The following is a 25,631-nucleotide window of genomic DNA, read 5'->3' as shown; positions in this document are numbered from 1 at the left end:
TGGCTTGTCCATGGACACTTAAGACGCCGGCACGATTGCCACGGGATCTGCCGGCGCGGCGCGATGTGAATCACGGCCGTCGGACGCCTCGCCAGTTGGCGAATATGTCTAAATTGGGTGTGAGCGACGTCAGGCCTGACTATCCCGAGACGATGAAACAAGCTGCACGCGGAACGAGAGCCAACGGATGCATCAGATCATCAAAAATGCAGCGTCATCGGTTTGACCGGGGAGCAGAGACGATGCCTGAAGATTAATGCTGTCGGGCCTGGAAGAAGCCTAGCAGTTGGCAGCTGCGCCCGTTAGCCGGTCCTCGCGCATAAGACGGGCGGCTCCGCTCGACATTGCAGGGCCACAACTTGGACTTTGGTCTCCAGGCGTCTGACGTGATCCGGGAGATGTGGACAATGTCAGGCAGCCTTTGCCGCCCTTGATTTCGACCTCTTCACGTGCGGTACGCGGGCGTCAATCGCAAGCTGGTCCATCATCCAGTGAGGGCTGCTGGATTTGCTGACGGGGTATGGCTCAGTCGCGCGATTGTCCCAGATTACGACGTCGCCTGATTTCCAGTTCCAGCACAGGGTATTCCGGGGCGCTATGAGATAGGATTGCAGCCGTTCAAACAGTCTTTGGCTGGGATAGCTTTGCAGGCCGACGAAGTTGTTCACGGAACGACCGAGCGATAGTATGCGTTCGCCGGTCTCGGGATGAACACGAACAATCGGATGTGTCGTTTCGTAGATCGTTCCAGTGGACACACCCCACCAAGGCCGCTTGTTGGCTTCGGTGGCCCTCTCTGTCGCAGTGAGATCAGATACGCCGAAGCTCACAGCCCAGAGATTATCTGCGAGCATCCGCAGGGGATCGGGAAGATCAAGGTAAGCGGCCGCCCTACTCGACCAAGCAATGTCACCGCCAAAAGGCGGGGCCGCTGCGAGCCGCAGCACCGAAATAGCTGCGCGGACCCGCTCATCGTTCATCTGGTTGAGATGACTGCAGGCGCGATCAGGCAGCTCCTGCCGGATCGCTAAACCGCCCATTGTGTCCGCCATTGTCAAATTCGGTGTCAGCGAGCCGAGCCGGAGCACGAAACGCTGTTGTTGGGCATCGTCGAGATGTCCCTGATCACGGAAGAAGATGACCTTATGCTCGAGCAGCAGCTGGCGGAACGCTACGATGACATCGTCAGGCAAATCGTCAGACAGCGTGATGTTCTTGATTTCGGCACCAAGCCGGTCCGCGTGTTTGACGATGTTTGCTCGCAGAATGATATTATCAACAGCCATAGTTTCACTCATGACGGTGCCTCTCTCTGGATGTCTAAACACGCTCCGTGGTGGTCGTGCCTGGCGACAAACCGGCAAGACAATCTTGATGATACGCATCCCATTTGCCTGCGCGTGGTCACTACTGCTCAATCAGGCGGCCGCATTCTGATACACACCACCAGTATTTTAGAATCCAACTCCCTCTGCGTGTCGACACGGCTAGTTCTCGAAGGACGCGTGCATATGAGGCCACCACATCGATTTGCAGCCTGATCAAACAGTCCAGATCATAGACGCGATCCATGTCCAGTCCATGAAACGAAACCAGCTTTCTTTTCGAGCTCGCGTAAGGTTCGCCTCGTCTCAGAACTGATGCTTGGAAAATCCTCGAACAACGACTGCGTCGTCCTCATTCAACCCGCACGACCTCATGCGCAGACGAAGATTGGAACTGGTTCGCGGCATGCGCTCGCGAAGCGGACAGGACCCACCGCCTCGGGAGCAAAATCTACCCCAAGATGTAGCGCAAGTAATAGACTACTTCAACGGGTTGTCGATCATTTTTTTGCGATTTGGAGTTATTCAATGCGCGACTTGTTTCATCAGCTGATCACTTGCTGCCATGCCTTGGACCAGCGGGAGAAGCGCAAAGGAAGAAGGCTGCAACTTCCAAGGCAGCTTAACAACGGACTTAATCCCTCAGTTTTCGAAACTTCTCGGCACCAATTCAGGCTGTTGCGGCGATGGCCTGCGTTTGGTCTACCTGGAGACGTAAATGCCCCTTACGGACTGCATGCTGTTTGGCTTCGCGGCGGTTGAGCACACACAACAAAAACAGCGCGCCGACGAGACGGTAATGCGTCTGCGCTTTCAGCTGCAAGCCGCAAATTCGGATGGCAATTTTGCCTCGCCATGAGCGCACGACACTGAATGCCACGCCGGATTACAGATCATAAGCCGGATCTTTTTCCTTATGGGTCTGACTGTCGCAACGGATCAAAGCCGCCGATTTCAGCATACTCGCCCGAGATCGACTTTGGCTTGTGGCCACCGATCTGGCTGGGCTCAACGCTGCCGGTCTCGTCGCCCGCTTCAAGCAGCCAATCGCCGTGCTGCTGGCCACCCCAAACTGCTTGGCTCTTGCAGAGCGCCAGCGCCTCAAAAGTCGCTCGGACTGGGAGGCGTGTCCGCAACGCAAGCTGACGCCCTAGTCAGTCCGAACGCCTACGGCGGCGTAGGAAGAATCGGATCAAGCTCCTCCTGCTCGAGGATCTTGGCTCCGTCTTTGGCCAAGTATGCCGCCAGTGAAGCGATGCCGGAGTCCGGTGGGCAACGGGCGGGTGCGGACTTTTTGGTCGGCACCTGCCCCGAGCGTTCGGCAATTTCGACGCTCATGAGATGCGGCAGGATCGGTCGTCCGACGGCGCGCTCGATCGTGTGGAATATCCAGGTGCCGTCCGGATCGATATCCGACCAGTGAAAGATCGGGGTCTGTTCGGACACCATTCCCGAGATCGTACGCAGGGCCTGTTGGGTGGCAAGCGAGGGATACCCGCCAACATACAGCGTAGCGCCCAGTCGACCGGGGTCGGCCTCGGCGACGTGCCTGTTGAAGCTTGCGAAGTTTTCGATTGTCAAAACGTACGCCGGCGGCTCCCGGAAGCGGACACGATCCGCCTCCTTAGGCGCGATCCCGAGATAGAGCGGAGTGGCTCCGGAGAGATTGGCCCCAAGGAGATCGATCTTACCCGCGATCAGCAGCGGCGGCGCAAAGCGTTCCAGCCCGATCGCCCGCAGTGCCTCGCGGGGCCGCGCGCCCGGAGGAAACTCGAGGACGCCGCTCAGGAGCCGAACCACGACGCCTTCGACGCGTTCCAGCGTCTTACTGTGCTTCACCGTCCGTCGCGAGAAGGTCTTATAGTCAACGTCGAGATGCTTGTTGTCCAGGATAGCCTGGGCGAGATCGAACGCGTGGCGCAGCGTATCGACATCGGACGAAGCGAAGCCGTGCCACGTTTTCCCCCGTCCCCACACTTCGGCGATCTGAGAAGCGCCTGTCTTCAGCGAATCGTGCAGCGCCGATCCGCCGACAAGCCGCGCGACGGCGTCCTGCGCGATCTGCGGCGCCGGGGTGCGGCCGAGGCATCGGTACAGGGCCTCCGCCGAAGCCAGCCGCGCGTGGGCGAGCTGGTCCCGCTTCGCGCCGCGGCCCCAACCAATTGAGACTGCGCCGGCAGCTTCGGCTTCGCGAATACGTTTCAGAAAGGCGTCGGCATCGACGACGGACGGGAAAGCCGCATAGTCCGGATGCGCGATCGGACTCGCAGCACCGGCTTCGAAACGATCGAGAAGATCGCCAAACAGGTCGTTCGCGTCTGTGAAGCGGCGAGGCATGATTATTCGGCAGCGAGCCGGGCGGCGAGATCCTGGTCGGACATGAGGTCAGGATCGATCGCCATGAGTTCGCGTTTGGCCTTTTCCTTCAGCGAAACCACGGTCGCCCTCGACTGCTCGCCGATCCGGTCGACTTCCACGATCGTATCCATGTGCTCCAGCACCGCCACCCGTTTCTCGAACGGCGCTGCGATGACGAACTGCAAGCCCAGTTTCTTGTAGAACGCCATCATCTGGCGCTGATTTCGGCCGTCCATCTTGGAGAACGCCTCGTCGAACATCGCGAGCGCGAAGCCGGACGGCTTGCCGGCGCGCCGTTCTGCGCTTCCGTAGACGGCGGCGAGCGAAGCCCCGATGGCGACGTAGATCGGCACCTGCTGCTCGGCGCCGGAACCGGTCCCACGACGTTGCTCCCATCGCGTCGAGCGACCGGTCGCCACGTCCTCCATGTGGATCTCGAAGGTGTAGAAATTCCGGTAATCCTCGAACTGCGTGAAGTCCTTCTGGGGATCCTCGAGCAAAGCCTCCAGCGCCTTGATCGTGTCCTTGTGCGGGAAGTCGTCGGGCACGTCGCCCCGGAAGAGCAAGTCCAGCGCCTCCGGCGAGGTCTTTCCGATCTCGATGATCTTGAGGATCGGCTGGAATTCCACGACCTGGGTGCGATGGAACGAGTAGCGCTCGTTGTGGAAGGGATGGGCCTGGAGGCTGCGGTTGAGCGATTGCAGGTCCCGTTCCATCTTTCCGATCCGGGACGTCAGCGCATTGATGAATTCTCCCCGGAGCAGCGTCTTGGCTTTCTCGGCGGCCTCGTGCGCCTGACGTTCGTACCTACGCAGCTCGTTGGACTCGATGTCGTCGATCAACTGCTCCATCCAAGGCTTTACCTCCTGGAGCGGCTCGCTTTCGATGCCGACTTGGGAGCTCGTGCCGAATTCTTCGAAGTATCCGTCCAGGAATTCCCGCACCTGGCGCTCGATGCGGTTGCGCTCCACATCCGACGCCGCCGCATCCTTCAGCGCCTTCTCAGCGATGGAACGATGCTTCTCCGCTTCGCTCTTCTGCGCGCGCCCATCGAGGCGGGACCGGTACGCCGCACGCCCCTTGCTCGCGGCGTAGAGCGGCCGGTTCTTGAGGAATATCGAGCGGGCGACCTTCAAGTTGAGCTCGGAGCCGGGCACATTCTCGCCGTCGCCGAGCTTGCCCTCGATGAGCCGCACCTCGCCATTGTGCTTGTTGAAGGCCTTCTGCTGCGTTTCCCGCTCGGAGCGGCGGCGCTCCTTCAGGTCGAGCTGCGCCTTCTTCTTCGCGCGAAGCCCGCCATCGCCGGCCCCGTCCAACGCCGATAATCTTGCCTGCGCATCGATCTTCTCGGCCTGCGCGGCGGAGAAGGCTACCGCGAAGTCCCTCAGGCCGGCGCTCCCGTCGACGCAAAGGGACTTCAGGGCCGCGAATGCGCCATCGGCCGCCTCAGCCTCCCTCGCCTTCTGCGTAAGTGCGTCCTCAAGCGCGTCCGACTGCTCCTGCAACGCCAGCAGCGCGTTTGCCTGGGCCGCCTTGCCGATCTTGTGCTCCTTGGGATCGACCGAACGGTGGGTCCGCACCAACCCGTCGTCGTACAGGCCGTCCTTCATGACGGCCCTGCCCGGCTTGTTGAATTGTTCGAGCGTATCGGCGAGGCGCACCGAGCCGTAGCGCCGCATGATGAACGACAACGCGTCCGGATCATCCGTACGGAAGATCGAAGGAAACGTTCCGCGGTCCGGCTTGGCCCTGAACTGCTCCAGCTTGTTGAGACTAACCAGCGAGGTGCGCCGGAATTCGCGGCGCCCCTCCTTGAAGATCGAAGTCGCCGCACCGATGTCCGGCCTGTCGACGAACACCGCGTCCCGGTCGCGGCCGAGAAGCGCCTCGGCGGCTGCCACCCATTCCGGATCGGCGACCTCGATCAGTTCGCAGAGCACCCGCGGCACCATGCCCTTTTGGCGGAGCTTGAGGCACAGCCGTTCGGTATCCGGCTCCAAGTGTGCGCGCGCACCTCCGGAGTCGTGCTGTTGGATGCGTTCGAGCAGTGCGCCGCGCTGCGCGCGCAGCTGAGACGCTTCGGCCATGATCGCCTGCCTCGCCTCGTCGACCTTGGCCGACCACGCCGGAGCCGAGGACACGAACGCCTGCTCGGCCGCAGAGAGACTGTCGGACACAGCGCCGATCTCCGCACCTTTGGCTTCGCCGACGAGCTTCTCGACGGCGGGAATGAACCCATCGAAGCCGCAGCCGTACATGGCGAGCAGCGGGCGAAGCCGCCGGATACTTTCCACCCGGCTCCTGAATTCGGAAAGGGTCCGCTGCGCGGCCTGATCCGCCACCATGGCGGTCTGCGACAATTCCTTCCGGCCCGTCTTGGCATCGTGTTCCGCGATCGCCGTCGTGAGCCGTTCAATCTCCTTGTCGATGGCCTTGACGTCCTCGTCGATGTCGGCGAGCTCGACGGTCGCCGCAGCACGCCGCGCCTGCTCGTCGCGCAGCCTGGCCCGCAGGTCGCGATTGGTCGCCCTTGCCGCAAGCCAATTGGCCCGCTTGGCGATCCACTCCTCGCGGAACCTGGTCTCCAGCGTCTCTTCAAGACTCGCCAGGATCGCCCGCAGCGCCTTCAGCGCGTCGAGCTTCTCCCGCATCTTGCGGATCGTCTCGCTGATATTGCGGTAGGTCTGAATGGATTCGCGCAGCTCTTTGATGCCGATGCGGCTATCCTCGAGGATGTAGTCCCGCACGAACTGGGTGGCGGTCTGATTGTGGTCGAGGGTCATCGCGTTCACGATGGACTTCTGCAAAGCGCTCGCGTTCTGCTCGCCGAAGGGCGCATGCGGCACCAGATGACGCATGTATTCGCGCACGTAGTCTCCGGCCCGGTCCCGGTGATTGACGAAGTTCGCCTCGCCGACCGCCGACACGATCCGCGCACGCGCGTCCTCCCAATGCGCCGGGAACTGCTGCGCACCCTTGCGCTCGATGAAGTCCTTCGCGGTCAGGACCGCACCGACGGCGACGAAGAGCGCGAGCACGGTCTCCTTGCTGTCGGATTTACGCGCCTCGAGGGCCATGCCGATCGTGACCGGAGGCCGGTCCCCGTCGGTATCCTCGAATCCGAGCGCGACGTAGGTTCGAGCCTCGTCCCGGCGACGCTGGTCCTCGCCGAGCGTACCGAGGCAGTAGTCGACGACACTGCGCTTGGATCCGCTGCGGGACTTTCCGCTATCCCCCGCGACCGCGTTCAGGCGCAGAAAGCGCCGGTTGCCGCCAGTGAGAACGACCTGGGCCATGTCGAGGATCGTCGACTTTCCCGACCTGTTCTCGCCCAGTACGCCGATGTGGCCGGCGACGTCGATGTCGGCGACGTCGAACAGGTGCCAGTTCACCATGGCGAGATGCCGCAACTCCATCATGCCTGATCTCCCGTGTCCCGGGGAAAGCGGACCTCCTCGCTACGGACGTACCGCTCCAGCCGCTGCAGGGCGTCACCACCGCTGATCAGCTTGATCATGGGTCGGATCCGGACCTCGCAATCCTGCTGCTCGTTGTCGAAGTCGCCGATCTCGACCAGGCTGCGCTGCGCCGCCTCCTTGAGAATGTCGCGGAAGCGCTGACTCGAGATGGCGCTGCCGCCGTTGGGCTGCACCATCTCCCGATAGCGGTCGAACAGATCGTTCAGGGTGGCAACCACGACCGCGCGGTCTTCCATCGCGCCCGCGTTGATCTCCTGCTGCCAGTAGGCGGCGAGGACGAGCATCACGATGGTTTCGTCCAATTTCATCCGCGGCAGCGGCACGTCCTCGTCCATGGCGACGATGCCCGCCCACTGCGCCTCCGGATCGCGGTGGACGCGGTAACCGCAGGTATCGAAAAAGCCGTCGACCGCCTCGCGGAAGCGGCCGTCCATGATCGAGTTGTAAACGATGCCGGTCCGGGGGTCGCCCGCGAACACGAACTGCCGGCGCAGCAGGAAGTGCAGCGCCTTGCGCAGATCGGCGGCCTTGTCGGCGCCGGCCGAGCGCTCAATGTTCTCGAATTCGCTAAGCACGCGCCGCTCCCTTACCAAAGCCGCTGCCAAGACCGCGACGACGGATCACGAAATTCGCGCATCGCAGCCATTCGCTGTCGTGCGGCGGCGTGTCGGGCGACGGTTCGAGTTCGAAGCTTCCGGCGATCTGCGGCGGCACCTCGCCGGTCAGGGCGTACCGGCGAGCGCAGTCGAACGCGAGGAACTCGTCGATCGTCCCGATTTCGAAGAAGCGCGCCTCCTTCGTTCCGGCCGGCGGGACCTGACCCTCGAGAAACGTTCGTACGTCCTCCGGGCGCGGCGCGATGCGCGCGATGTATTCGAGCCGGAGTTGCTTCCTCAGCTCATAGAGCGGATCCGAAGGCGGCGCTGAAAGCTCCCTCGCCTCGACCGGACGGCGCGGCTGGCGGCTCGGCGCCTGATGGTGCTCCGACCAGGGAGAGCGAAGCGGCTCGACGCTCCACTCGACGGTAGCGCGCTCATGACGTCCGTCTCGCAACAGCGCGTCGAGACGGCGGACGAGGTCGCCGGCGCGGCCCACCAGACCTTGTGCGCCCCGCTCGGCGTACTTGATGGTGTTCCGGACGCGCGCCTCAAGGTGCCGCCGAAAGGTCTCAATCCGATCGAACATCTCGCCGATCTGCTCGAAGATGTTCTCGATCGCCAACAGATCGTCCGCGGCGGCCATGCGTCCGTCCTCGACATCGGACGCCATACTGGCCGCGACGTATTCCTCGGCGAGCACCTGCATGGTCTCCGCAGTGTAGGAGATCCGTCGCGCGAGATCGACGATAGCGTCGCGGAACCGATACGGATGGTTGACGGTCAGGATGGACTCGAAATCCTTGAGCAAGAGCTGGTCGACAAATTCCTCGAAGAAGGCTTCGAGCCGGCTCCCGACGGTCTTTGATTCCATCACCGTTCGCCTGATGCGTTTGAGGTCGGCGAGAATGGCGCGCAAGCTCTTGGTGAATTGGTCCGCTTGGTTGCGAGCCTCTCGGACTGCGAGCGCGGCTTCGCGCTGCTTGCGATCGGTGACCTCGGGAGTAAGCTTCTCAACCGCTTCGAGGTTAAGGCGTATCTGGACGATCAGCCCCCCGAAGCGCTGTGACAGATCCTTGTTGAGGCTCGCCAACCGCTGGATGACTAGGAGAGGTCCCATCGCCATGTCCACGGTGACGCGCAGGCCATATTCCTCCTCCTCGAGCCACCCCCAGGCGAGAAGCCGGGCATAGAGCTGCCGTGCCAGGCCAAGCGCCTTTTCACCCTTCTCGGAGGCGAGCGCGACATCGGCCTTGCGAATGCGGCGGCGACCGGCCGAAATCATTTCCGGCAGGCTGCCGAAATCATCGGCTTCGCTCCACAACGTGGGATTGGCACGCATGACGTCGTAGATGGCGTGCACGACCTGCTGAGGGGTCGGGAATGCCGGCGCCCCCGAAAAAAAACGCTCATGGAGATCGAGCAGACAAGCGGCATAGAGGTGCTTGTGATCGCGCGAGAAGGCCAAGAACGCGTCGTCATGCAAATGGCGGAACAGGGACAATGATTGCACGCTCCTTGCGCCGACATCCCAAGATGTTAAACCCATGAAAATATGTAGGATATTAAAGCCAGAACAGGTTCAAGATTTGCAACTGGAAGAATGGTTCACAGTATGCTCCGGTATACTCTCGGCGATGACACCACAAACCGCAACCCCGAGGATTCAGGCAGTCCTAGGGAGTTGTGGGTATGTCCCAGTTCAGCGCGCCGCACTTTCAGAGCCACGAAGCAGCCCGCGAGTACCTTGAAGGTCTCCGCTGGGGCACTGAGCGCGTCTGTCCGCATTGCGGCGTGGTCAATCAGTCGTTCCTCACCAAGAAGCCCGGCGTCTACCGTTGCCGCGTCGAGGAGTGCCGCAAGGATTTCTCCGTCACCACCAAGAGCGTGATGGAGTCGAGCCACATAAGCTGCACGTCTGGTTGCAGGCGTTCTACCTGATGGCGTCTAGCAAGAAGGGCGTTAGCTCGCACCAGCTCCACCGCTCGCTTGGCGTACACCAACGGTCGAGGGCTACTACAGCATCTTCAAGCGCGGCATGAAGGGCGTCTATCAGCATTGCGCTGAAAAGTACCTTCACCGCTATCTTTGAGAATTTGACTTCCGTTACAGCAACCGCGTTGCGCTTGGCATCGAGGACGGGGAAAGTGCGGACCTTGCCGTCAAGGGCGCGGCTGGCAAGCGTCTGACGTATCGTCAATCTCACTAAACGCGACCTTGCAAGACTCGCCCGACGCTTCCTAAGATGGCGCCAAAAGCGTACCCGTTCGCGTACGGCTGGAACCCCAAAATAGTTACAGAATCGCTAAAAGGGCCGCGTACGGGCCCCGTACGGGCAGAAAACCCAGTTCCCACCTTGGGAATTTTAAATTGATCCCATATTGGGAACATGCTATGGCAATGAACGTAATAGCAAGGAAGGTACTCAAAGACTTTTGGGAACGATACCAAGACGCCGAGAAACCTCTCGGTACTTGGTATCAAATCGTTTCCAAGGGAACCTGGGGCTCTCCCGCAGATTTGAAGACGGCTTTTGGAGCCAATGTGGACTTTGTCGGAGATAATAGAGCTATCTTCGATATAGGCGGGAATAAGTACCGCCTCATCGTCCACTTTGCGTATCTACACAAGACCGCCCTCATCAAGTTTGTCGGCACGCATGAAGAGTATGACAGTATAGATGCGGAGCGGTGTGATGATGGATGTTCGACCTCTCCATAACGAGCAGGATTACGGTTGGGCAATTGGCGAAGTAACTCGCTATTTCGAGGCTCAGCCAGAGATCGGTACGGCAGATAGCGATAGATTTGAGGTGCTTGTCACTCTCATTCGAGAGTACGAAGACGCGCACTTTGAAATCTCACACACCGATCCGATTGAGGTCCTAGAGTTCGCAATTGAATCAATGGGAAAGACTCAGGCTGGCCTGAGCGAACTCATTGGACGGAATCGCGCGTCCGAAATACTGAACCGCATCCGTCCACTGACGCTCGACATGATCCGCACGATCAGCGCCGAATGGAAAATCCCCATTGAACTGCTGACTCCACAATACGAATTGGCTAAGGCTTACGCCTAGTGTCCAACCCCCGCTTTTGCGGGGGTTTCTTTTTAGCCCTTGGCTTTTCCTTCAACGGCTCATGCGGCGTTTTGAGCGCGCCACGTAGCGCCGTCTCAAAGCGCTTCTGAGCCTCCGCTTCACTATATTGGTCGTCTGGCCGTGGCTTGCTCACAGGATTCCTTGCATTTTCCCAAGGATTTAGCTATATAAAGCGGCGCAACGCCACACCAGTGGATCAGACCGGTGCAGCGTGACGCCTACTCTATGGTGGTTGCATTTGAACCACCTCCTTTGATCCCCGGGGTTCTCCGTGCCTCCCCCCGGTTCTAGACGAACGGGCCTCGCAACCCATCCATGCCCCCACTATTTCAGGGGACTGCCCTCTGCATCAGTGACACGGCCTCATGCAGACGGAATACGACGGCGCCTTCGGGCGCCGTTTGTTTCAGTGAATGCGCCCCTCATCGTTCGGCTGCATGAGCGCGCTGATCTTCACGTTCTCTGTTTTCACCACGACGCCATTGCTGACATCGCTGTTGCGGATATCCTTCGGGACACCGGCATAGTCGGCAATCCTTCGCCACTGCCGCCGATATTCGACGCCAGTGTACGGAAGGCCGTTGTGTTCGTTGATGATCATCGCCCCCCTCTTGGGAAGCACGCCGCCATAGATCCTCTGCAACTCCTCCAGCACCATTTTCGTATGCTTGAAGTCGAGGCCGGTCTTTTCGCCATCGATGGTTCCGCGAAGGACCATGTCGTCACCAACATCATCCCAGCGAAGGCCAGTCAGCCACTTCAATTCATTCGACACGATGTCGGAGTCGCCCGACTCCAGCATTGAAACCCACTCGCCAATGACAACCCGCTGGGGCAGCGAAAACTCGTACTGCAATGCCTGAGCAAGAGCGATTGACGGGCGCTGTATCCAATGCGCCTTCTCGCGCACTGCGTTGACCTGATCCAACGTTAGGCCAACCTTCTCGCGCGCGGTCGGGACAGGAAATTCCAGCCGATTCATGATGACGCTCAGACGTGTGCATGCCTCGTCATTCAGCGTGGTTACACCGAACGAGGCGAGCAGCCTGAGCTTCGTGACCATGCTGTGGCCAAGCGCGATCCTGCCATCCGCGACCCACTTCTTATGATAGCCCTTCAGGAACTCGGCATTGATCTGGTCGAGCGTCATCGATCCAATTTCATCGTGCATCCGGTTGATGACACTGTCGTAGTTCGCCCTAACCTTCGGCTTGAGGTTTCTGTAGGGGGAGCGAGGATCGGTCCGATAAAGACGAACAAGCGTCGCAATGGTCATTGCGCCCGTCTGGGTGTCGCTCTCACGGATCGTTAGACGATCTCTGAAGAAATCGGCAGGTTCCGGGTTCTTGATCTGGACGGCCATCCGCTGACCGTCGGGCATAGTGACCAATGCGTCCACGCCGGCATCAGCCTTGGCAGGAACGACCTGCAACTGATACTTAATGAGCAAGCGTTCCAGATCAGCCATGTCGCGCGCGATCTCGGCCTCCGCCTCCGCAAGGTGGCGGGCCTTCTGAAGTTCAAGCGCCCTTTTGATGGCTGTCGAATCTTTGGGGTCCATGGGTTGGTTGTAACCCATGTGCATTAACTCGTGCAATGTGCGAGAGGGTATGGTTCCCCTCTTTTCCTCCGCTATTCACACACGCGTTCTGTCGAGACCGCGAAAGTCTCATTTTTTATGCCCATGAGTTCCACCGCGCTCTCGAAGGCCGGGAAATGCGGCGTGCACCAAGCGGCGGTTACCCGCTTCAGCGCGAGCATAGAAACGTCCCCCAGGGTACTCACCCCGGCCGCGGCACGGTCATCGTTCGCGAGACCCGCAACAAGCCGGCGAAGTCGTTCAGATCGCTACGTCAGCTGATTCCCGGCCGAGACGAGCGCCGATTGCACCGGCATGAGTTTTAACTCATACCTCTGGATTATTAGATAAAACTAATATCGTTCGATATTGCGTAAAACTCATATCCGCCCTATATGTCTTAAATCTCATAGGGTGACTGGCATGATTTTGAAGACAATCAGCGACTTAGGACTGGCCGTCCGGGAAGCCCGCCATCGGCGGAAGCTGACCCAGAAGCAACTCGCCGAGAGGCTGGGGACCACCCAAGAGTGGATTTCGCAGTTCGAGACCGGCCGCCTGGAGAATCCGAGCCTCGGAACGGTGCTAAAGGCCTTCGCCACGCTCGGGATCGACCTGAACATCGACAGTCTGCCGGGGTCTGTACGAAACGACGACTTGGATACCGGTGATCTCGCGCTCGACGAGCCGAGCTTCCTCAAGGGACGGCGGCGATGAGCAAATTCATGAACGTCCTGATGGGCGGGGTCCTGATCGGCCGTCTCGAGCAGATGGATACCGGCGTCCTCGCCATCGAGTACGCCGATCGTTGGCTCGCGGCCGATAGGGTTCAAATTCCGCTTTCGATGTCCCTGCCTCTCGCCGCCAAGAAGCACACCGGCGCGAAGGTGGCCAATTATCTCTGGAATCTGCTTCCGGACAACGAACAGACCCTGCAGAAATGGGGACAGATCTTCGGCGTGTCGCCGAACAGCGCGTTCGCTCTGCTGTCGAAGGTCGGAGAGGACTGCGCCGGCGCGATCCAGATCGTCACCGACGAGTGGATGGCCGCCAACGCGGATTCGCCCGGGGATGTTCAGTGGATCGACGAGGCGGAGGTCGCGAACCGCCTCAAGCGCCTGCGCGAGGAGAGGACCTGGACGGGACGTCGCGACGGCGACCGGGGGCATTTCAGTCTCGCCGGCGCGCAGCCGAAGATGGCCTTACTATTCGACGGAAAGCGGTGGGGCGTACCGAGCGGCCGCCGGGCGACCACGCACATCCTCAAGCCGCCGATGCCTCACCTGCGAGGCACGACCGAGAACGAGTACGCGTGCCTGCGTCTCGCGAACTACCTCGGGATCACGGCGGCCGAAGCTAAGGTCGGGAAGTTTGGCGAAGAGGTCGCGATCGTCGTCACCCGGTACGACCGCGAGATCGACAAGGACGGCGTCGTCAGACGATTCCACCAGGAAGACATGTGCCAGGCGCTCGGCGTGCATCCCGCCGTCAAGTACCAGAGCGAGGGCGGACCCTCGATCGAGCAGATCTCCAACGGCGTGCTGCGCTACGCTACCGATCCGGAGGCGGACAAGGCGGCGTTCGCTGATATGATCGCCTTCAGCTTCCTGGTGCTCGGTACCGACGCGCACGCGAAGAACTTCTCAGTCATCCACCTCCCGGGCCGGCGGATGTTTCTTGCGCCACTCTACGACGTCCTAAGCTTCGTGCCTTACGACGACGACGAACATGAGCGGCGGCGGCTGCGCATGGCGATGAAGATCGGCGGCTACTACAAGTTCTCAGAAGTCCTGCCGCGGCATTGGAGACGCCAGGCGGAACTGATGAAAATGGATCCCGACGAGATGATCGCGCGATTGGTGGCGCTCGGCGAGAAGATTCCCGACGCGCTCAGCGACGTCGTGAAGGAGGCGAGGGTCGAGGGCCTGAAAGAACCGGTGCTTGACAAGATGCTGGACGGAATCTCCGCGCGCGGCAAAGCGATCGTGCAGCAATACTCGGCGTGAACGCGCCGCGCTCGGGATCGTCCACGAGGTAGGCGTGACGCCGACGGACGCCGCCGACGCCCGTTCCGGACGCTGAAATCCGATGACCAAATAACTATTATGAATCCCGCGGGGCTACCGCGGCCCCTTGATCGATCAACTACGGATCGACTGGAGCGCGCATCTGCACCTGAAGCGGTGGTTCGATCTGGTCGAGGCAGGCCGGGCGTGATGCGGGCGTTCATCGAAGCATGATCGCTATTCCGGCGCGACCCGAACGGTTGTCACCTTGCCGGGGTATGGTAGCCTTTCGGTAGCATCCCGCGCATGCGCGACCCTTGAGGTGATCCATGGTCATGATCGAGTCCGCCGCCCCCCATCCGCTCGACGGCATCTTCCTAGATTTCGAGAAGAAGTCGGGCTGGACGCTAAGCCAGCAGGCGAAGAACATCCTCAAGGAGGGTCTCGAGGCGGTCCATGTCGATACGCTCGGCCTCGGGGACTTCGCCGTGGCCGTCGACCGGGCTCCCATCGTCCATCGTGTCATCGACGCCCTGCCCGAGTTTCTGTTCGATCTCGCTAGGAAGGCCGACAAGCGCGACAGGGTCGAGACGTCCAAGCGGACGATCGGCGGCGTGTTCGTCCTCCAGAACATGAGGCTGTGGGAAAGCCTCGCGGGCTGCACCTGCTGGCCGGTCTGAGCTGGCCATGAACGATGCAGCACCTCCGCCTTCCGCGCCGATCAAGGACACGATCGACGCGAACTCCGGCCGGTTCGAGTTCCTCAAGCAGACGCTCACGCTCGGGCTCGCCGGTATCGGCGGCGTGGCGGCGCTCTTCACCGACCCGTCGCGCGTTCCGAGCGACACGTTCTCGAAGTGGGTGCTGGTGCTTGCCGGCGCCGGGCTGGTCTTCGTCGTGGCGTTCGCCGTCATGGGCCTCTCGACCTACGCCAATCTGCTGACTGTCAGCGCGAAGGTCCCTCGGAACACGAAGGATGTCGAAAAATATTCGAAGGGCGTACGCGATCATGCGCGCGTCGTAATCATCGCGCTTTCGGTGGCGCTGGCCGGTACGGTCACGTTCGCGATCAACCGGCTGTTCGCGCCGCAGAGCACGCCCGAAGGCGCGGTCACGGCCGCCGTCGGTTTCGTCGCCAAGGAAACGAAGCTCACTACCGACATGATCCATTTCGACAGGATGGAAACCGACAGCGACGCCTACATCGTGACGTTCTCGGTGCCGACGACCGGCAACGGCTTCACCGTCCGTGTCGCGAAGAAGGACGGCAGCGTCGCCCAGGCCACGCAGCAGAAGAAGCCCTAGCGGAGCAGCCTAAAACAATCTCGTGACCAACGGCTCCGATGTGGCGACTCACAGCGATCGCTACGGGCTCGCGACCTTCGACCTGTCGCCGGGTCAAACGGCTTCCCATCGACCATCCCGATCTTCTCGGACCGCGGCACTTGGCTTAATCGGCGCCCCCTGCGCCCGTACAGAGGATTGCAGATGAAGTTCGATCGTCACTCCAACGATATCGAATACATCAAGGATGCCCTTCAGGCATCGCTCCCCGACGTCAAGTCGTCCCACCGCGTCGAGGCGCTCGTGCGGCCCGGGCTGGGCGACGAACGCGTCGATGCGCGCGGCGCTGGGAGCGGCGCCGGCGGAGACCGCTCCGCGACGAAGGCCCTTTCGACTACCTGCGCGGGCATTCGTTCGACGCGCCGAGCGATAGGCTGCTGCGGGCGTTCGCGCAACGTCGTGGAGAGCAAGAACTCCTGGTTTAGCGAAACGCCCGATCCAGATAAGCGTCCAGACGCGCTTGAGTAACAGCATCAAGCGCACTCTGCTCGTTCGCTGATCGCACATTGGATCTTTGAAGGGCGGACCTTGCCGCCAATCCAGGAGCCACGATCGCAGCCGCAGCTGTCTGCCGTGGAGCCGTTCGTTTCGTCGTGTCGAGCGACAGACCAATGATCAGCGCGTGCTTATCCATCCTCGATCCGGAGACACCGAGGCTTGCTGCGCTCGCCAATCCCCACCGGTTTCCCGACGGTGCTACGATAACATGCGGAGAGGCTGATCCTGTAATGGTCGTGGTGAATGTCAATGTATCTGCAAAAACCGTCGCGCTCGTTTTGTCAGGCGACAAATTCTTGATCTCGTTGACCTCAAAGAACGTCGAAAGCAGTTCGTCGATGCCGATCTTTCCTGCGATCGGGTAAGTGTAGTTGGATGATTTGTAGTCGTAGCTCGGCCCACACTCCAGCCGGCCATTCTCCAAAAGATCTTCGGCTGTCTCACTGACAACGAAATGCCTGAGGTTCTCGCGCCTGAAATCGCCGCTTGCCGACAAGCCGAGTCCCGCAGCCCCATTGGTGAACAACTTGACGGGATCGGCGCCGCCGAAGGCGCCGTTGTCCTCAGTAATGTCGAAGGAAAAATCATAGGCTATGCCAGTCCGGATGTATCGATCGTAAATGACCTGCTCGATTCCGTTTAAGCGAGTCCTGAGGTTCGAAGGCCACTGTCTTCCACGGAGAGCGCTGAGCTCATCAATCAAAGGGTTGGCCTGATCCTCCTTCCGGAAGAGTGCGATCGCCTTGTCCTGGATTGCCAGTCGGCTTTCGCAACGAATGTATTGCACAAGCTCGGACGTGCGCACCCCGGTAACATCCTGTTGGACCGGATGGAGCGAACAGCCCGCAAGAAAGACCGTTGTGATGCAGGCCAAAGGTGGCTGCCATCGCGTTTCACCCCATGCTTGGCTGAAGAATTTCGCGCGAATGTTCGGATGCTTAGACCGCCTATGCAGCATGACTACTCTCAAGCAATTTGTTGAAACAAAGCATGAATACAGAACAAGCAACGAATGCCACTCCCGCCGGACCGCGGGCCGGGGGGAAATGTCTATGATAGCGTTTAAGTCGCCGACTACCTTACGGCAGCCATTAACAGAATAAATGCGTTACGGGTTTGCGCGCTACAAATTCTCAGCTTGTGACTCGATCGCCACATCCGCGAGGAACGCTTGAGTACGTGAGGCTGACGGCGGGTCGCAGCAGCCCGTCCTCGATCCTAATGAGCATCGCTCCTGAAATGGGCTGTGATTCTTCCGCGATGCGTCGGTGGGGTGCGCAACACAGCAAGCTTCCAAACTTCGTAGCCCCACAGCCTAGAGCAGCAGCGGCGCCGGTTTTTTGCGTTTCCGCCCCGAGTCACGCTGAACAAGAGCGCGAGGCCTTGTTTTCAAGCCGCAAGACGTCGCTATCGAAGGCCATTCAATCCTAACTTCGTCGCGGACCATCTTGCATCCTGTGCCTGGCAAGCGCGTATTCTTCCTACTGGCTAGATGCAGTTCGTACTGAGTGTTTGCGATCAGGCTTTGCCAGCCGCCTCAAGAGGAGTCATACGTCAGCAATCGATTTGCGCGACGATGAAGAAGTCGCGGCCATTCGGAGGAAAACTCTGCGAGAGCTGCCTAGAAGACATCGACAAACCTAGCACACTCCTGTAGGGAAGTGCACAATATTGAACGCGCTACCTAAGAGCGTGACCGTAATTCAATCTGTTTCAAGTCGCCCTGATGCTTGGGGCTCAATGCTTTCAATGTGAGCTGGCGCGAATGCCTGGTACCCGAGCCTATTTCAGTGGCTTGCCAGCGACCTCCATAAATATGTGAGGAGATCACGCGATGACTGTGCGCGAGCAGCTGTTTACTTTGTTGCGCAACCTTCGATGGATTATTGTTCTTTCGGTAGCTATCTCGGTGTTGCTCTACCTGCCAGATCAGATTCAGGAGCTCTACCGGATAGCCGCAGACGACCTTGGTTGGGTGACGTTCAAGGAGTTCGCTGCCTTGGGCGTGATCGCCATAGCGATTTGGGCAAGCGCTTTTCAACTCACAACTGCATCCCTGCCGCAAATCCCCAAGCCTTCGGGGCGCCTGGCTTTCTATATAAGACTTGCTCCCGTCCTGCTTGGAGCACTGCCGATCATCGCCGCCACAGCAGGCCAATTCGCCTCGCGGCCGGCGCGAAAGATTGGCGAGGTCGAGGAAGTCGGAAGTATCTTCCGCATTCAGGACCAGGCGCTCGCGTTTGAGCGGAACATGCTGTTCATCCTCGCAATCGCCATGCTGATCATGCTCGTCTGTTTCGTGGCATTTACTTGGCGGATAGGATCAAGGGATCGCTCGGTTGATCTCGCGAGCCGCGCCAACAACGCGTACTTCATCCGTTACAGGTTTCTCGCGCTCTCGATCGGCGGCATCGTGCTGTTGACAGCAGCATTCCTTATGCTGCCTGATAGGCTTGCACAATTTGTCGGATCGTTTGGCGTGATCGCCCTCTTTGCGGTTTGCGTCCTTGGTCTCACGGTCCATTTTGCTCTCTTAACGATCAGATTTACGTTTCCGTTTATTCCCGTTGTGTTTGGCGGCTTGTTTCTGCTTGCCTCCTTGTTGGGAGGTGACGACCACGAACTGCGTACTGTCTCTGAAGCAAACGGCCAGCCGGAAAAGGCGCGCATGTCCGCAGCCACCGCATTCCGCGAGTGGCTTTTACAAAAGCCGCGGGTGGAGGAAGCCAAGAGGCTCGGCGAATATCCCGTCTTCATTGTGGCGACTCAAGGCGGAGGGATCTATGCGGCCAACAATGCGGCGCGGTTTCTTGCGCGGATGCAGGATCTCTGTCCGGCATTTCGCCAACATCTGTTTGCGATAAGCGGTGTGTCCGGGGGCAGCGTCGGTTCGGCAATCTTCGCCGCTGCGCTCCACGCCGAAAATGCGTCCCTTGATACGAATGCCGTCGACGGCAAGACATGCCCCAAAATCGCGGATTTCCTGGCAGGGGTTGGACGGGTCCAAGACATTGATGCTCCTGGGCCGGTCGAGCAGCGCGTTGCAAGCGTCCTGGCTACCGATTTTCTGTCGCCTTTGGTTGCCGGCTTTCTGTTTACTGACTTCACTCAGATGTTTTCACCGTTCGCGATCCCGGCCTTCGATCGCGCCCGCTTTCTCGAATACACGTTGGAGAACGCCGGTGACAGAGTCCTCGGCAGCAACAAGGGCAGCGGCAATCAATCCAATCTGCTAAGGGCTGACTTCCAGTCCCATTGGGCGCCCGACAACAACATGCCGGCCCTGTTGTTCAACACGACGGATGCCGGCAGCGGCAAACGGGCCGTCATCTCTCCCTTTGATTTCAATCCGCTGCACCCCAAAGACACGGACCTGTGTGTTCTTGCCGCGCTTGAACGTGCGGGCACTGGGCCGGACCAAACCGTCAAGAGCCACTCGCTGCGTATTCCGCTCAGCACGGCCGCTTTCACGAGCGCACGTTTTCCGTGGGTGACGCCGGCGGCGACCGTCTCAGTCAAAAATGACTGCATAACCACTCATCCGCAGGCGCGCCTGGTGGACGGCGGATATGTGGAGAACTCTGGGATTGAGACCGCGCTCGACCTGATTGAGAAGCTTAACGCCATCAAGGGCACCTCCGATGCGCCGAAATTCAGGATTTACCTCCTGTCCCTCGTCAGCGGACAGTTCGGTGATCATGGTTCATTCATGTTCGGAGAGCTCATGGAGCCCGTACGCGCGCTTCTGAGCACGCGAACCTCCCGAACCTATGTCGCGCTCAATCATGCAACCAGCATCGACCGGCCCGACGCCGAAGTGATGCCCAGTGTTCAGCGCCTTCCAACGTTCGGCCGGACGGACATAACAGGTTTGTTTTATAGCCTTCCACTCGGCTGGACGTTGTCCCAGAAGACCGAGGATATCATCTCATTGAGCAGCGGCCGCTTTTGGGACTGCGTGCCGAAGGACGACTTCGATCAGTCCCGCGAAAGGCAGAGCAATGCAGATTGCCTGCAGGTGAAGTTGTTCCATCTTCTGAATGGATCGGTCGCGACCGCATTTGAAACGCTGAAGGATGCCAAACTTGCACGGGCTGCCTACGCCGACGAGCTCGCGAAGGAATATCAACCAACTCCAAAGATCAAGCCCCAGCCATTGCTTGCTTGTTATGAGAGCAATTGGTTGCAAAAGCGCGTCTATGAGGAATATCAGGAAAAAGTCGCCGCCTACGAGCACCAGCTGAGTGAATCGAGCAAAGATCATTCGCCGGCGCCTCCACCCCTTCCGCCATATCGCAAGAGCTATATGGCCTACTATCAGGCCGAGCAGGTCAAAGCCTTGTTGCAGGAATGGGATCGCGTCGAGGAAACGGATCCCCGTATCCTGGCCTATATTCTGGGATCCGTCTCTTACGACAGCGCCGATTTTACTCGCAGCAGCGAGAACTTTTCTTACAGCGCGGTTTCTCAACTCCCGCAGAAATGGCGCGATCGCATTGACAAAAACAACTCAAGGCTTCTGGCCGCAAACAAGCCCGCGGTCGACGTCAACTCTTTGCTTAATCATCCCAAGGAACTGGCCAATTTCGTGCTCGCTTACGATGACAACGACTTTGGCAACCAACCCGGAACGGAGGACGGCTGGCTGTTTCGCCCGCGAGGAATGTATCAATTGGTCGGCCGTGAGCAGTATCAGGAAGCGCAGGATCAAATGCAGCAGCTGGGCGAGCTGCAAGGACTTGATCTGCTAACGCTTCCCGACGCGCTATGGGATGTGAGGATCTCGGCCAAGGTTACTTTCGCTCACTTCCGATTGCACCGGTATAAGGATGACCGGTTAGCTCCGCCGAACAACCGCCGAACGCTGTTCGAATTGCTCAAGGATCGTGCGAACGACTGGACAGCGGTGCGCGCGTTGCAAACGGATATGGCGCATCCAGCCGACCGCGCGCGGGTCAATGCACGCAGTGAAATGTTTCTCGGCTGTATCGAGGAGGCGTTGCATCCGACGAAACTCAAGACCTTGCAAAGCCAATTCTACGGTGAGGAATGAAAGGCTTGATCCGGTCACCCGCATTGCCTTGGCGAAGCGCGTGGCGGCGAGATGTAGTTGTTCGACAGCTGATGTTTGAAGTTTTGGTCTTACAGGGGGATTTCCAATGATCGCGAGGGGTCAAATGCACGGATCTCTGTTTCCGCGACGGCTTGCAAGCTTGTTAGCGGCGGGGGTGATCTTCGCCGCAGCTTTGGAGGGAGGAGCGGCTCCGGCGCAAGCCGCGTCGAGGCCGCTTGCGCCCAATGATGTGTCCATCCTCTTTCCTCCGCCGAAGTCGGCGGGCGACCTCGCCAATCTGATCGCCGTGTCCGATCTTGCGGGCCCTTCGGGATCGCCGCAGCGGCTGTTTTCCGACGCGGACTTCGCGCACTTTATCGCTAACGCCGAAAATCCGGAGCATCCGGGCCTGCCGGATTCGGGTGCACGGCACATTCAGTTTCCCGATGCCGTGAAAAAGATCGACGCCTGGTTTGTGGCCGGCATCCGGATCGATCCGGGCGCGCCGGGATTGTCGCCGGAGATCATCGCCCAGTTTGGCCGGCAGCCACAAATCCGGCTCATCATTCAGCCGGTGACCAATGGGCCGGACGGCTTCAAGGTTCATGACACTGCAGGCCACCTTATCTTCAGCTTCACCCTCGACCCTGGCCCGCCTCTGGACGGTTGCGCGCCGTTCCCGCGATTCAAACCGGACGACGAAGCCTTCAAGGCGATCGTTCGTGACGTCGCGACCTTGCGCGATCAGCTTGGGGCCGGACATTTTGGCAATGTCAAAGTCTCGACTGCCGGTGATCTGAATGTGCATCCGGGTCTCGTAGGGGCATCGGCAAAGGCGTTTCGCGATGCACTCAAGGCATTGATTGAGAAGCATCTCTCGCCGCAGCGCCTCAACACCATGGCCGTGATGGGCATCGCACCGCCCGAACCCTGGATTTTCGTGTCGATGTTAAGGGTCCCGCAAGCAGGCCTAATCCCAGTCCCCGGCCCGACGCTTGATGGCATGCACGTGGCACAGATGTTCAGCGCTATCGGCGGAAAGCACGTGGTCCCGCAACCGGGCACGAACAATCAAAATCCGATCACTTGTCGACACGCTGCATTGCAAACTCCGCCCTTGCCCCAAGCTGATCGTAAGGGTGTTTCGACCTCCGAGTTCATCGATGGTAACGTGCCCAACAGCCGCATCATCGAGATCGTCAATACCATTGCCGATCCGAAGAAGAGCCACTTCTTCAATACCGATTGCGTGAGCTGTCACACCGAGACGGCACAGCCACTCGCCAGGAAAATTCCAAACTTCGCAGCGCTTGGCGTGAACCGCGCCGTCTGGCCGAAAGAAGACCGGAATGTTCGCAACTTCGGCTGGTTCCCATCCTTTTTGCACGGCGGCCCGGCAGCGGCGACGATAACCAGGCGCGCGGCAGCCGAGACGTCCGACGTGGTCGCCTTCATCAATAGCCAATTGCTGAACAAGTAACAGACGCCGCCGCCGTTTCCGGTAGCCTGCCGGGCCGGCTGGACGCACAAAATATGGATGGAGTCCTTGCTATGGGGAGACCTTCTTTTGGCTCTCGTCTTTATTCCGGGGTGATGCGCTGGCCTCATATCACCAGCCTGTTATTGGCAAGCGTCGTTGTCGTGATCGTGGCGGCCGGCCTGGTGTATTTCGCCCCGGAGAAGGTTCGCGACGCAGCCCTTAAGATAAAGAACGATGCTAATCTGGTCGCTCAATTACTGCCTGCGACCCTGCCCGAGCCATCAAAAATCGAAAGCGCTTATTGGCTGCCGCAAAACTGGAGCTCCCGCCAGCGTTACTGGTTTCACCACACATCGCAGGGGACAGCGACCATCCCTGTCCCTTATCAGTGGTTTTTGGCCCTGGAACGCCCGGAGCTGTCCTTCTCTTACACAAGCTTAACGGACGAGAACTACCTGCGCCGCCTCGGCTTCATTCCTAGTCCTAGCTCAAAGGACTTCGCCGGTAATGCGGCCGCCTACGGTTATCACGACGATGCGCCGAATGGGGACACAGCCAACCCCGGTTGGACTCCAAGCGCGCCCGAGAACCCGAATGCTTTGCCGGTCGGCTTTGCCATCCTCAAGGGCGGTATCGATCCGACGACTGGCGCCCCGTATGAAGATCAGATCGGTCTAACCTGCGCCGCCTGTCATACGGGTCACCTCGAATACAAGAATGTCAGCATACGGTTCGACGGCGGGCCGGCGATGGTCAATCTGGGCGAGGTAGAAAGGGCCATCGGGCTGTCGATTGGTTACACGTTGATCTTGCCATGGCGTTTCGAGCGTTTCGCCAGCAAGCTGGAGCAGATCAAAGGGCAGAGCGTCGATCGAAAGCAGCTGCGAAGCGATCTTGAGCTAGCGCTTCAGAAGATCAAGAACCAAAAGGGAGAGACCGACAGACTTTTGACGGGACAGGGAGTGACGGATCTCGATGAAGGGTTCGGTCGACTTGATGCGCTGAACCGGATCGGGAACCAGGTTTTCTATACAAACCTACTTGATCCCGTGACCGGCGAACTCTCCGAGCCACTCCTCAAGGGCAACTTTGCGCGCCATGATGCGCCCGTGAGCTTTCCGCCGATCTGGGACACCCCGTATTTCCTTTGGGCACAGTATGACGCTTCTGTTCTCAACGAACTCGTTCGCAATGCAGGCGAAGCGCTCGGTGTCAGCGCAAAAATCAATATGACCGCGGCCGCGCCCGGACGGCCGCTTTTTGCCTCATCCATACATCTATCCGACATCGCGCGGTTCGAAGAGCTTCTGCGCGGCACCGATCCCTTTTCGTCCGAAGATGCAGGAGGCAGAAAATTCACCGGGCTCGTAGCACCGCGATGGAAGGACGCGCAGGAGAAATTCCGCGGTGACCCGGCCTGGGCGATCGATGAAAAGCTCGTTGAACAGGGTCGCGATCTTTATCGTGCTCACTGCTTTGAATGCCACCGAGGCCCGGTGAACGATGCTGCGTTCGACAAAAAGTGGACGGAAGACTCATTCTGGCGCGCAGAGAACCCCGATCGCTCAGCCAAGAACGAGAAGAATTGGGTAGAGATCGGCGGACGGCATTATTTTAACGTGGTCCAGATGCCGGTCTCGGCGATCGGCACCGATCGCCAGCAATCTAACGTCCTCACGACGCGGCGCGTTCACCTACCCGAGTCACTCGGATTAAATCCTGCAGACGACCTCAACAAAGCCGGAGGTTGCGGCCTTCTGGCAGAAAAAGGCGCAGATCCTCTGTTTGTACTCGCGCTCATGGACGTCGTCGGCAAAACGATCGACCAATGGGTCATTGCGAACGGCACTTCTGAGGAAACCAAGCGGCAATTGTGGGGGCCGAGGAAGAACTGCCAAAACCAGCGAGTCTATGTCGGGGCGCGTGCGAGCCGCAACGGCAAGGACGAAGTCCTTCTCGCCCTTGAGCCTCAGTACCGGGCGCGCCCGTTGGATGGTGTTTGGGCAACGGCTCCTTATCTGCACAACGGGTCCGTTCCGACGCTGAGAGACATGTTGGTGCCGCAAGCCCAACGGCCGATGTCGTTTTGCGTCGGCAGTCGTGCGTTCGACCCGGTCAAGGTCGGGCTTGTTACGAAAGCAAAGGCGACCGAGAGCTGTGCGGCCGGCCTGACGAACTTTGATGTGTCGCTGCTTGGCAACAGCAATCGCGGACATTCGTTCGAGGGCAAGGAAACCGACTTAACGAAGCTACCGCCCGGAGTCATCGGACGAGAATTGACCGAGGCCGAGCGCCGAGCGCTTGTCGAGTATCTCAAGACTCTATGAGCGATGCGTGGCCTGCCGAACTATATGTCGGCGCCGCTACGTTGGACCTTCCCGTTGGGTTCGCACGCGCATCGTCAGCACGCGTGCCATTCGGGATGCGATCGAAACCTTGGTCCTGAGGGGATCGAGGACAATCTCGCTGACCCCGCGTAGCAGGCTCCCTGAGCAGGCTGCTGAATCCCCTACAGACTAAGGGTGTTGGTTGCCGGGAGGCGCAACACTCGGCTATTGCGATTGATTGAACAAGAGGTTCCAAGGTTTGTTGCATGAGAGGACGCGACGGGGCCGTTGATGAAGCGTCAGGCCCGGGTTGAGAACAATCAATGACTTACTGGTCGCACCACTGGGCTTATCCGACTGAAAGTGGGCATTCGCACGATCATAGAGATTGCACTGCCTTCTACCCGAACACGCGGGGTCAACTGCGACTACAAGGGCATCGATCGAAAGGGTCGAGTAGAGGCCTCGATCGCTCGACGCCTCCCT

Annotated in this window: 18 protein-coding genes and 1 pseudogene; 12 read left to right on the top strand and 7 right to left on the bottom strand. The window is 59.5% G+C overall.

What is annotated here, in order from left to right:
- Nucleotides 1-410: 410 nt before the first annotated feature.
- Nucleotides 411-1,298, bottom strand: a complete 888-nt coding sequence (locus tag OWC48_RS40310; RefSeq protein ID WP_282524986.1) for a TauD/TfdA family dioxygenase — start codon at nt 1,296-1,298, stop codon at nt 411-413.
- Between the two features lie 745 nt (nt 1,299-2,043).
- On the opposite strand from OWC48_RS40310, the gene OWC48_RS40305 reads away from it, so the two are divergent.
- A complete protein-coding gene (locus OWC48_RS40305) occupies nt 2,044-2,184 on the top strand; it encodes a hypothetical protein (protein WP_282524985.1) in 141 nt (46 codons plus the stop codon).
- A 308-nt stretch (nt 2,185-2,492) separates the two neighbouring features.
- On the opposite strand, the gene OWC48_RS40300 is transcribed toward OWC48_RS40305, so the two are convergent.
- From OWC48_RS40300 to OWC48_RS40285, 4 genes are read right to left on the bottom strand one after another with little or no spacing between them, the layout of a single operon-like run.
- The gene (locus OWC48_RS40300) at nt 2,493-3,662 is read right to left on the bottom strand and encodes a Wadjet anti-phage system protein JetD domain-containing protein (protein WP_282524984.1); all 1,170 of its coding nucleotides are present in this window, start codon (nt 3,660-3,662) and stop codon (nt 2,493-2,495) included.
- Nucleotides 3,663-3,664: 2 nt separating this feature from the next.
- Complete coding sequence (locus OWC48_RS40295) at nt 3,665-7,102, bottom strand: SbcC/MukB-like Walker B domain-containing protein (RefSeq protein ID WP_282524983.1); 3,438 nt, start codon at nt 7,100-7,102, stop codon at nt 3,665-3,667.
- On the bottom strand, nt 7,099-7,737 hold the full coding sequence (locus OWC48_RS40290; RefSeq protein WP_282524982.1) for a DUF4194 domain-containing protein: 639 nt from the start codon (nt 7,735-7,737) through the stop codon (nt 7,099-7,101). Before OWC48_RS40290 ends, OWC48_RS40295 begins: the two co-directional genes overlap by 4 nt.
- Entirely contained in the window at nt 7,730-9,271 is a 1,542-nt protein-coding gene (locus OWC48_RS40285; RefSeq protein WP_282524981.1) for a Wadjet anti-phage system protein JetA family protein, read from the bottom strand. The genes OWC48_RS40290 and OWC48_RS40285 overlap by 8 nt, the downstream gene beginning before the upstream one ends.
- Before the next feature lie 179 nt (nt 9,272-9,450).
- Here OWC48_RS40285 and OWC48_RS40280 point away from each other — a divergent pair.
- The 3 genes and pseudogenes from OWC48_RS40280 to OWC48_RS40270 all read left to right on the top strand — a co-directional run bounded on the left by OWC48_RS40280 (nt 9,451) and on the right by OWC48_RS40270 (nt 10,837).
- Nucleotides 9,451-9,967: pseudogene (locus OWC48_RS40280) on the top strand (transposase).
- Between the two features lie 191 nt (nt 9,968-10,158).
- Nucleotides 10,159-10,479, top strand: coding sequence for a type II toxin-antitoxin system HigB family toxin (locus OWC48_RS40275; RefSeq protein ID WP_282525020.1), 321 nt, complete (start codon nt 10,159-10,161; stop codon nt 10,477-10,479).
- On the top strand, nt 10,454-10,837 hold the full coding sequence (locus OWC48_RS40270; protein ID WP_282524980.1) for a type II toxin-antitoxin system HigA family antitoxin: 384 nt from the start codon (nt 10,454-10,456) through the stop codon (nt 10,835-10,837). Before OWC48_RS40275 ends, OWC48_RS40270 begins: the two co-directional genes overlap by 26 nt.
- A 427-nt stretch (nt 10,838-11,264) precedes the next feature.
- Here OWC48_RS40270 and OWC48_RS40265 read toward each other — a convergent pair whose 3' ends face one another.
- Entirely contained in the window at nt 11,265-12,437 is a 1,173-nt protein-coding gene (locus OWC48_RS40265; RefSeq protein WP_282524979.1) for a hypothetical protein, read from the bottom strand.
- A gap of 423 nt (nt 12,438-12,860) precedes the next feature.
- Here OWC48_RS40265 and OWC48_RS40260 point away from each other — a divergent pair, with 423 nt between their 5' ends.
- From OWC48_RS40260 to OWC48_RS40240, 5 genes are all read left to right on the top strand, one after another.
- Nucleotides 12,861-13,154, top strand: coding sequence for a helix-turn-helix transcriptional regulator (locus tag OWC48_RS40260; protein WP_282524978.1), 294 nt, complete (start codon nt 12,861-12,863; stop codon nt 13,152-13,154).
- Complete coding sequence (locus OWC48_RS40255) at nt 13,151-14,443, top strand: type II toxin-antitoxin system HipA family toxin (RefSeq protein WP_282524977.1); 1,293 nt, start codon at nt 13,151-13,153, stop codon at nt 14,441-14,443. Before OWC48_RS40260 ends, OWC48_RS40255 begins: the two co-directional genes overlap by 4 nt.
- Before the next feature lie 329 nt (nt 14,444-14,772).
- Nucleotides 14,773-15,123 carry a hypothetical protein gene (locus OWC48_RS40250; protein ID WP_282524976.1) on the top strand — a complete coding sequence of 117 codons (351 nt, stop codon included), beginning with the start codon at nt 14,773-14,775 and terminating at the stop codon, nt 15,121-15,123.
- Between the two features lie 7 nt (nt 15,124-15,130).
- Nucleotides 15,131-15,748, top strand: coding sequence for a hypothetical protein (locus tag OWC48_RS40245; protein ID WP_282524975.1), 618 nt, complete (start codon nt 15,131-15,133; stop codon nt 15,746-15,748).
- Nucleotides 15,749-15,931: 183 nt separating this feature from the next.
- Entirely contained in the window at nt 15,932-16,255 is a 324-nt protein-coding gene (locus OWC48_RS40240; protein ID WP_282524974.1) for a hypothetical protein, read from the top strand.
- Here OWC48_RS40240 and OWC48_RS40235 read toward each other — a convergent pair.
- Nucleotides 16,209-17,090, bottom strand: a complete 882-nt coding sequence (locus tag OWC48_RS40235) for a hypothetical protein (RefSeq protein WP_282524973.1) — start codon at nt 17,088-17,090, stop codon at nt 16,209-16,211. The genes OWC48_RS40240 and OWC48_RS40235 overlap by 47 nt on opposite strands.
- Before the next feature lie 1,029 nt (nt 17,091-18,119).
- Here OWC48_RS40235 and OWC48_RS40230 point away from each other — a divergent pair.
- The 3 genes from OWC48_RS40230 to OWC48_RS40220 all read left to right on the top strand — a co-directional run bounded on the left by OWC48_RS40230 (nt 18,120) and on the right by OWC48_RS40220 (nt 25,145).
- A complete protein-coding gene (locus OWC48_RS40230) occupies nt 18,120-21,338 on the top strand; it encodes a hypothetical protein (protein ID WP_282524972.1) in 3,219 nt (1,072 codons plus the stop codon).
- A 124-nt stretch (nt 21,339-21,462) separates the two neighbouring features.
- Nucleotides 21,463-22,818: a hypothetical protein gene (locus OWC48_RS40225; protein ID WP_282524971.1), complete on the top strand. Its 1,356-nt coding sequence runs from the start codon at nt 21,463-21,465 to the stop codon at nt 22,816-22,818.
- 71 nt (nt 22,819-22,889) lie between these two features.
- Nucleotides 22,890-25,145, top strand: a complete 2,256-nt coding sequence (locus OWC48_RS40220; protein ID WP_282524970.1) for a di-heme-cytochrome C peroxidase — start codon at nt 22,890-22,892, stop codon at nt 25,143-25,145.
- Nucleotides 25,146-25,631 lie beyond the last annotated feature (486 nt).

Origin of the sequence: Bradyrhizobium sp. Arg816 (genome assembly GCF_029989365.1) — a bacterium.
In the GTDB taxonomy this organism is placed as follows: Bacteria; Pseudomonadota; Alphaproteobacteria; order Rhizobiales; family Xanthobacteraceae; genus Bradyrhizobium.
Note: the sequence above shows the minus strand (reverse complement) of the source record. Positions and strands in the feature narration are given on the sequence as shown.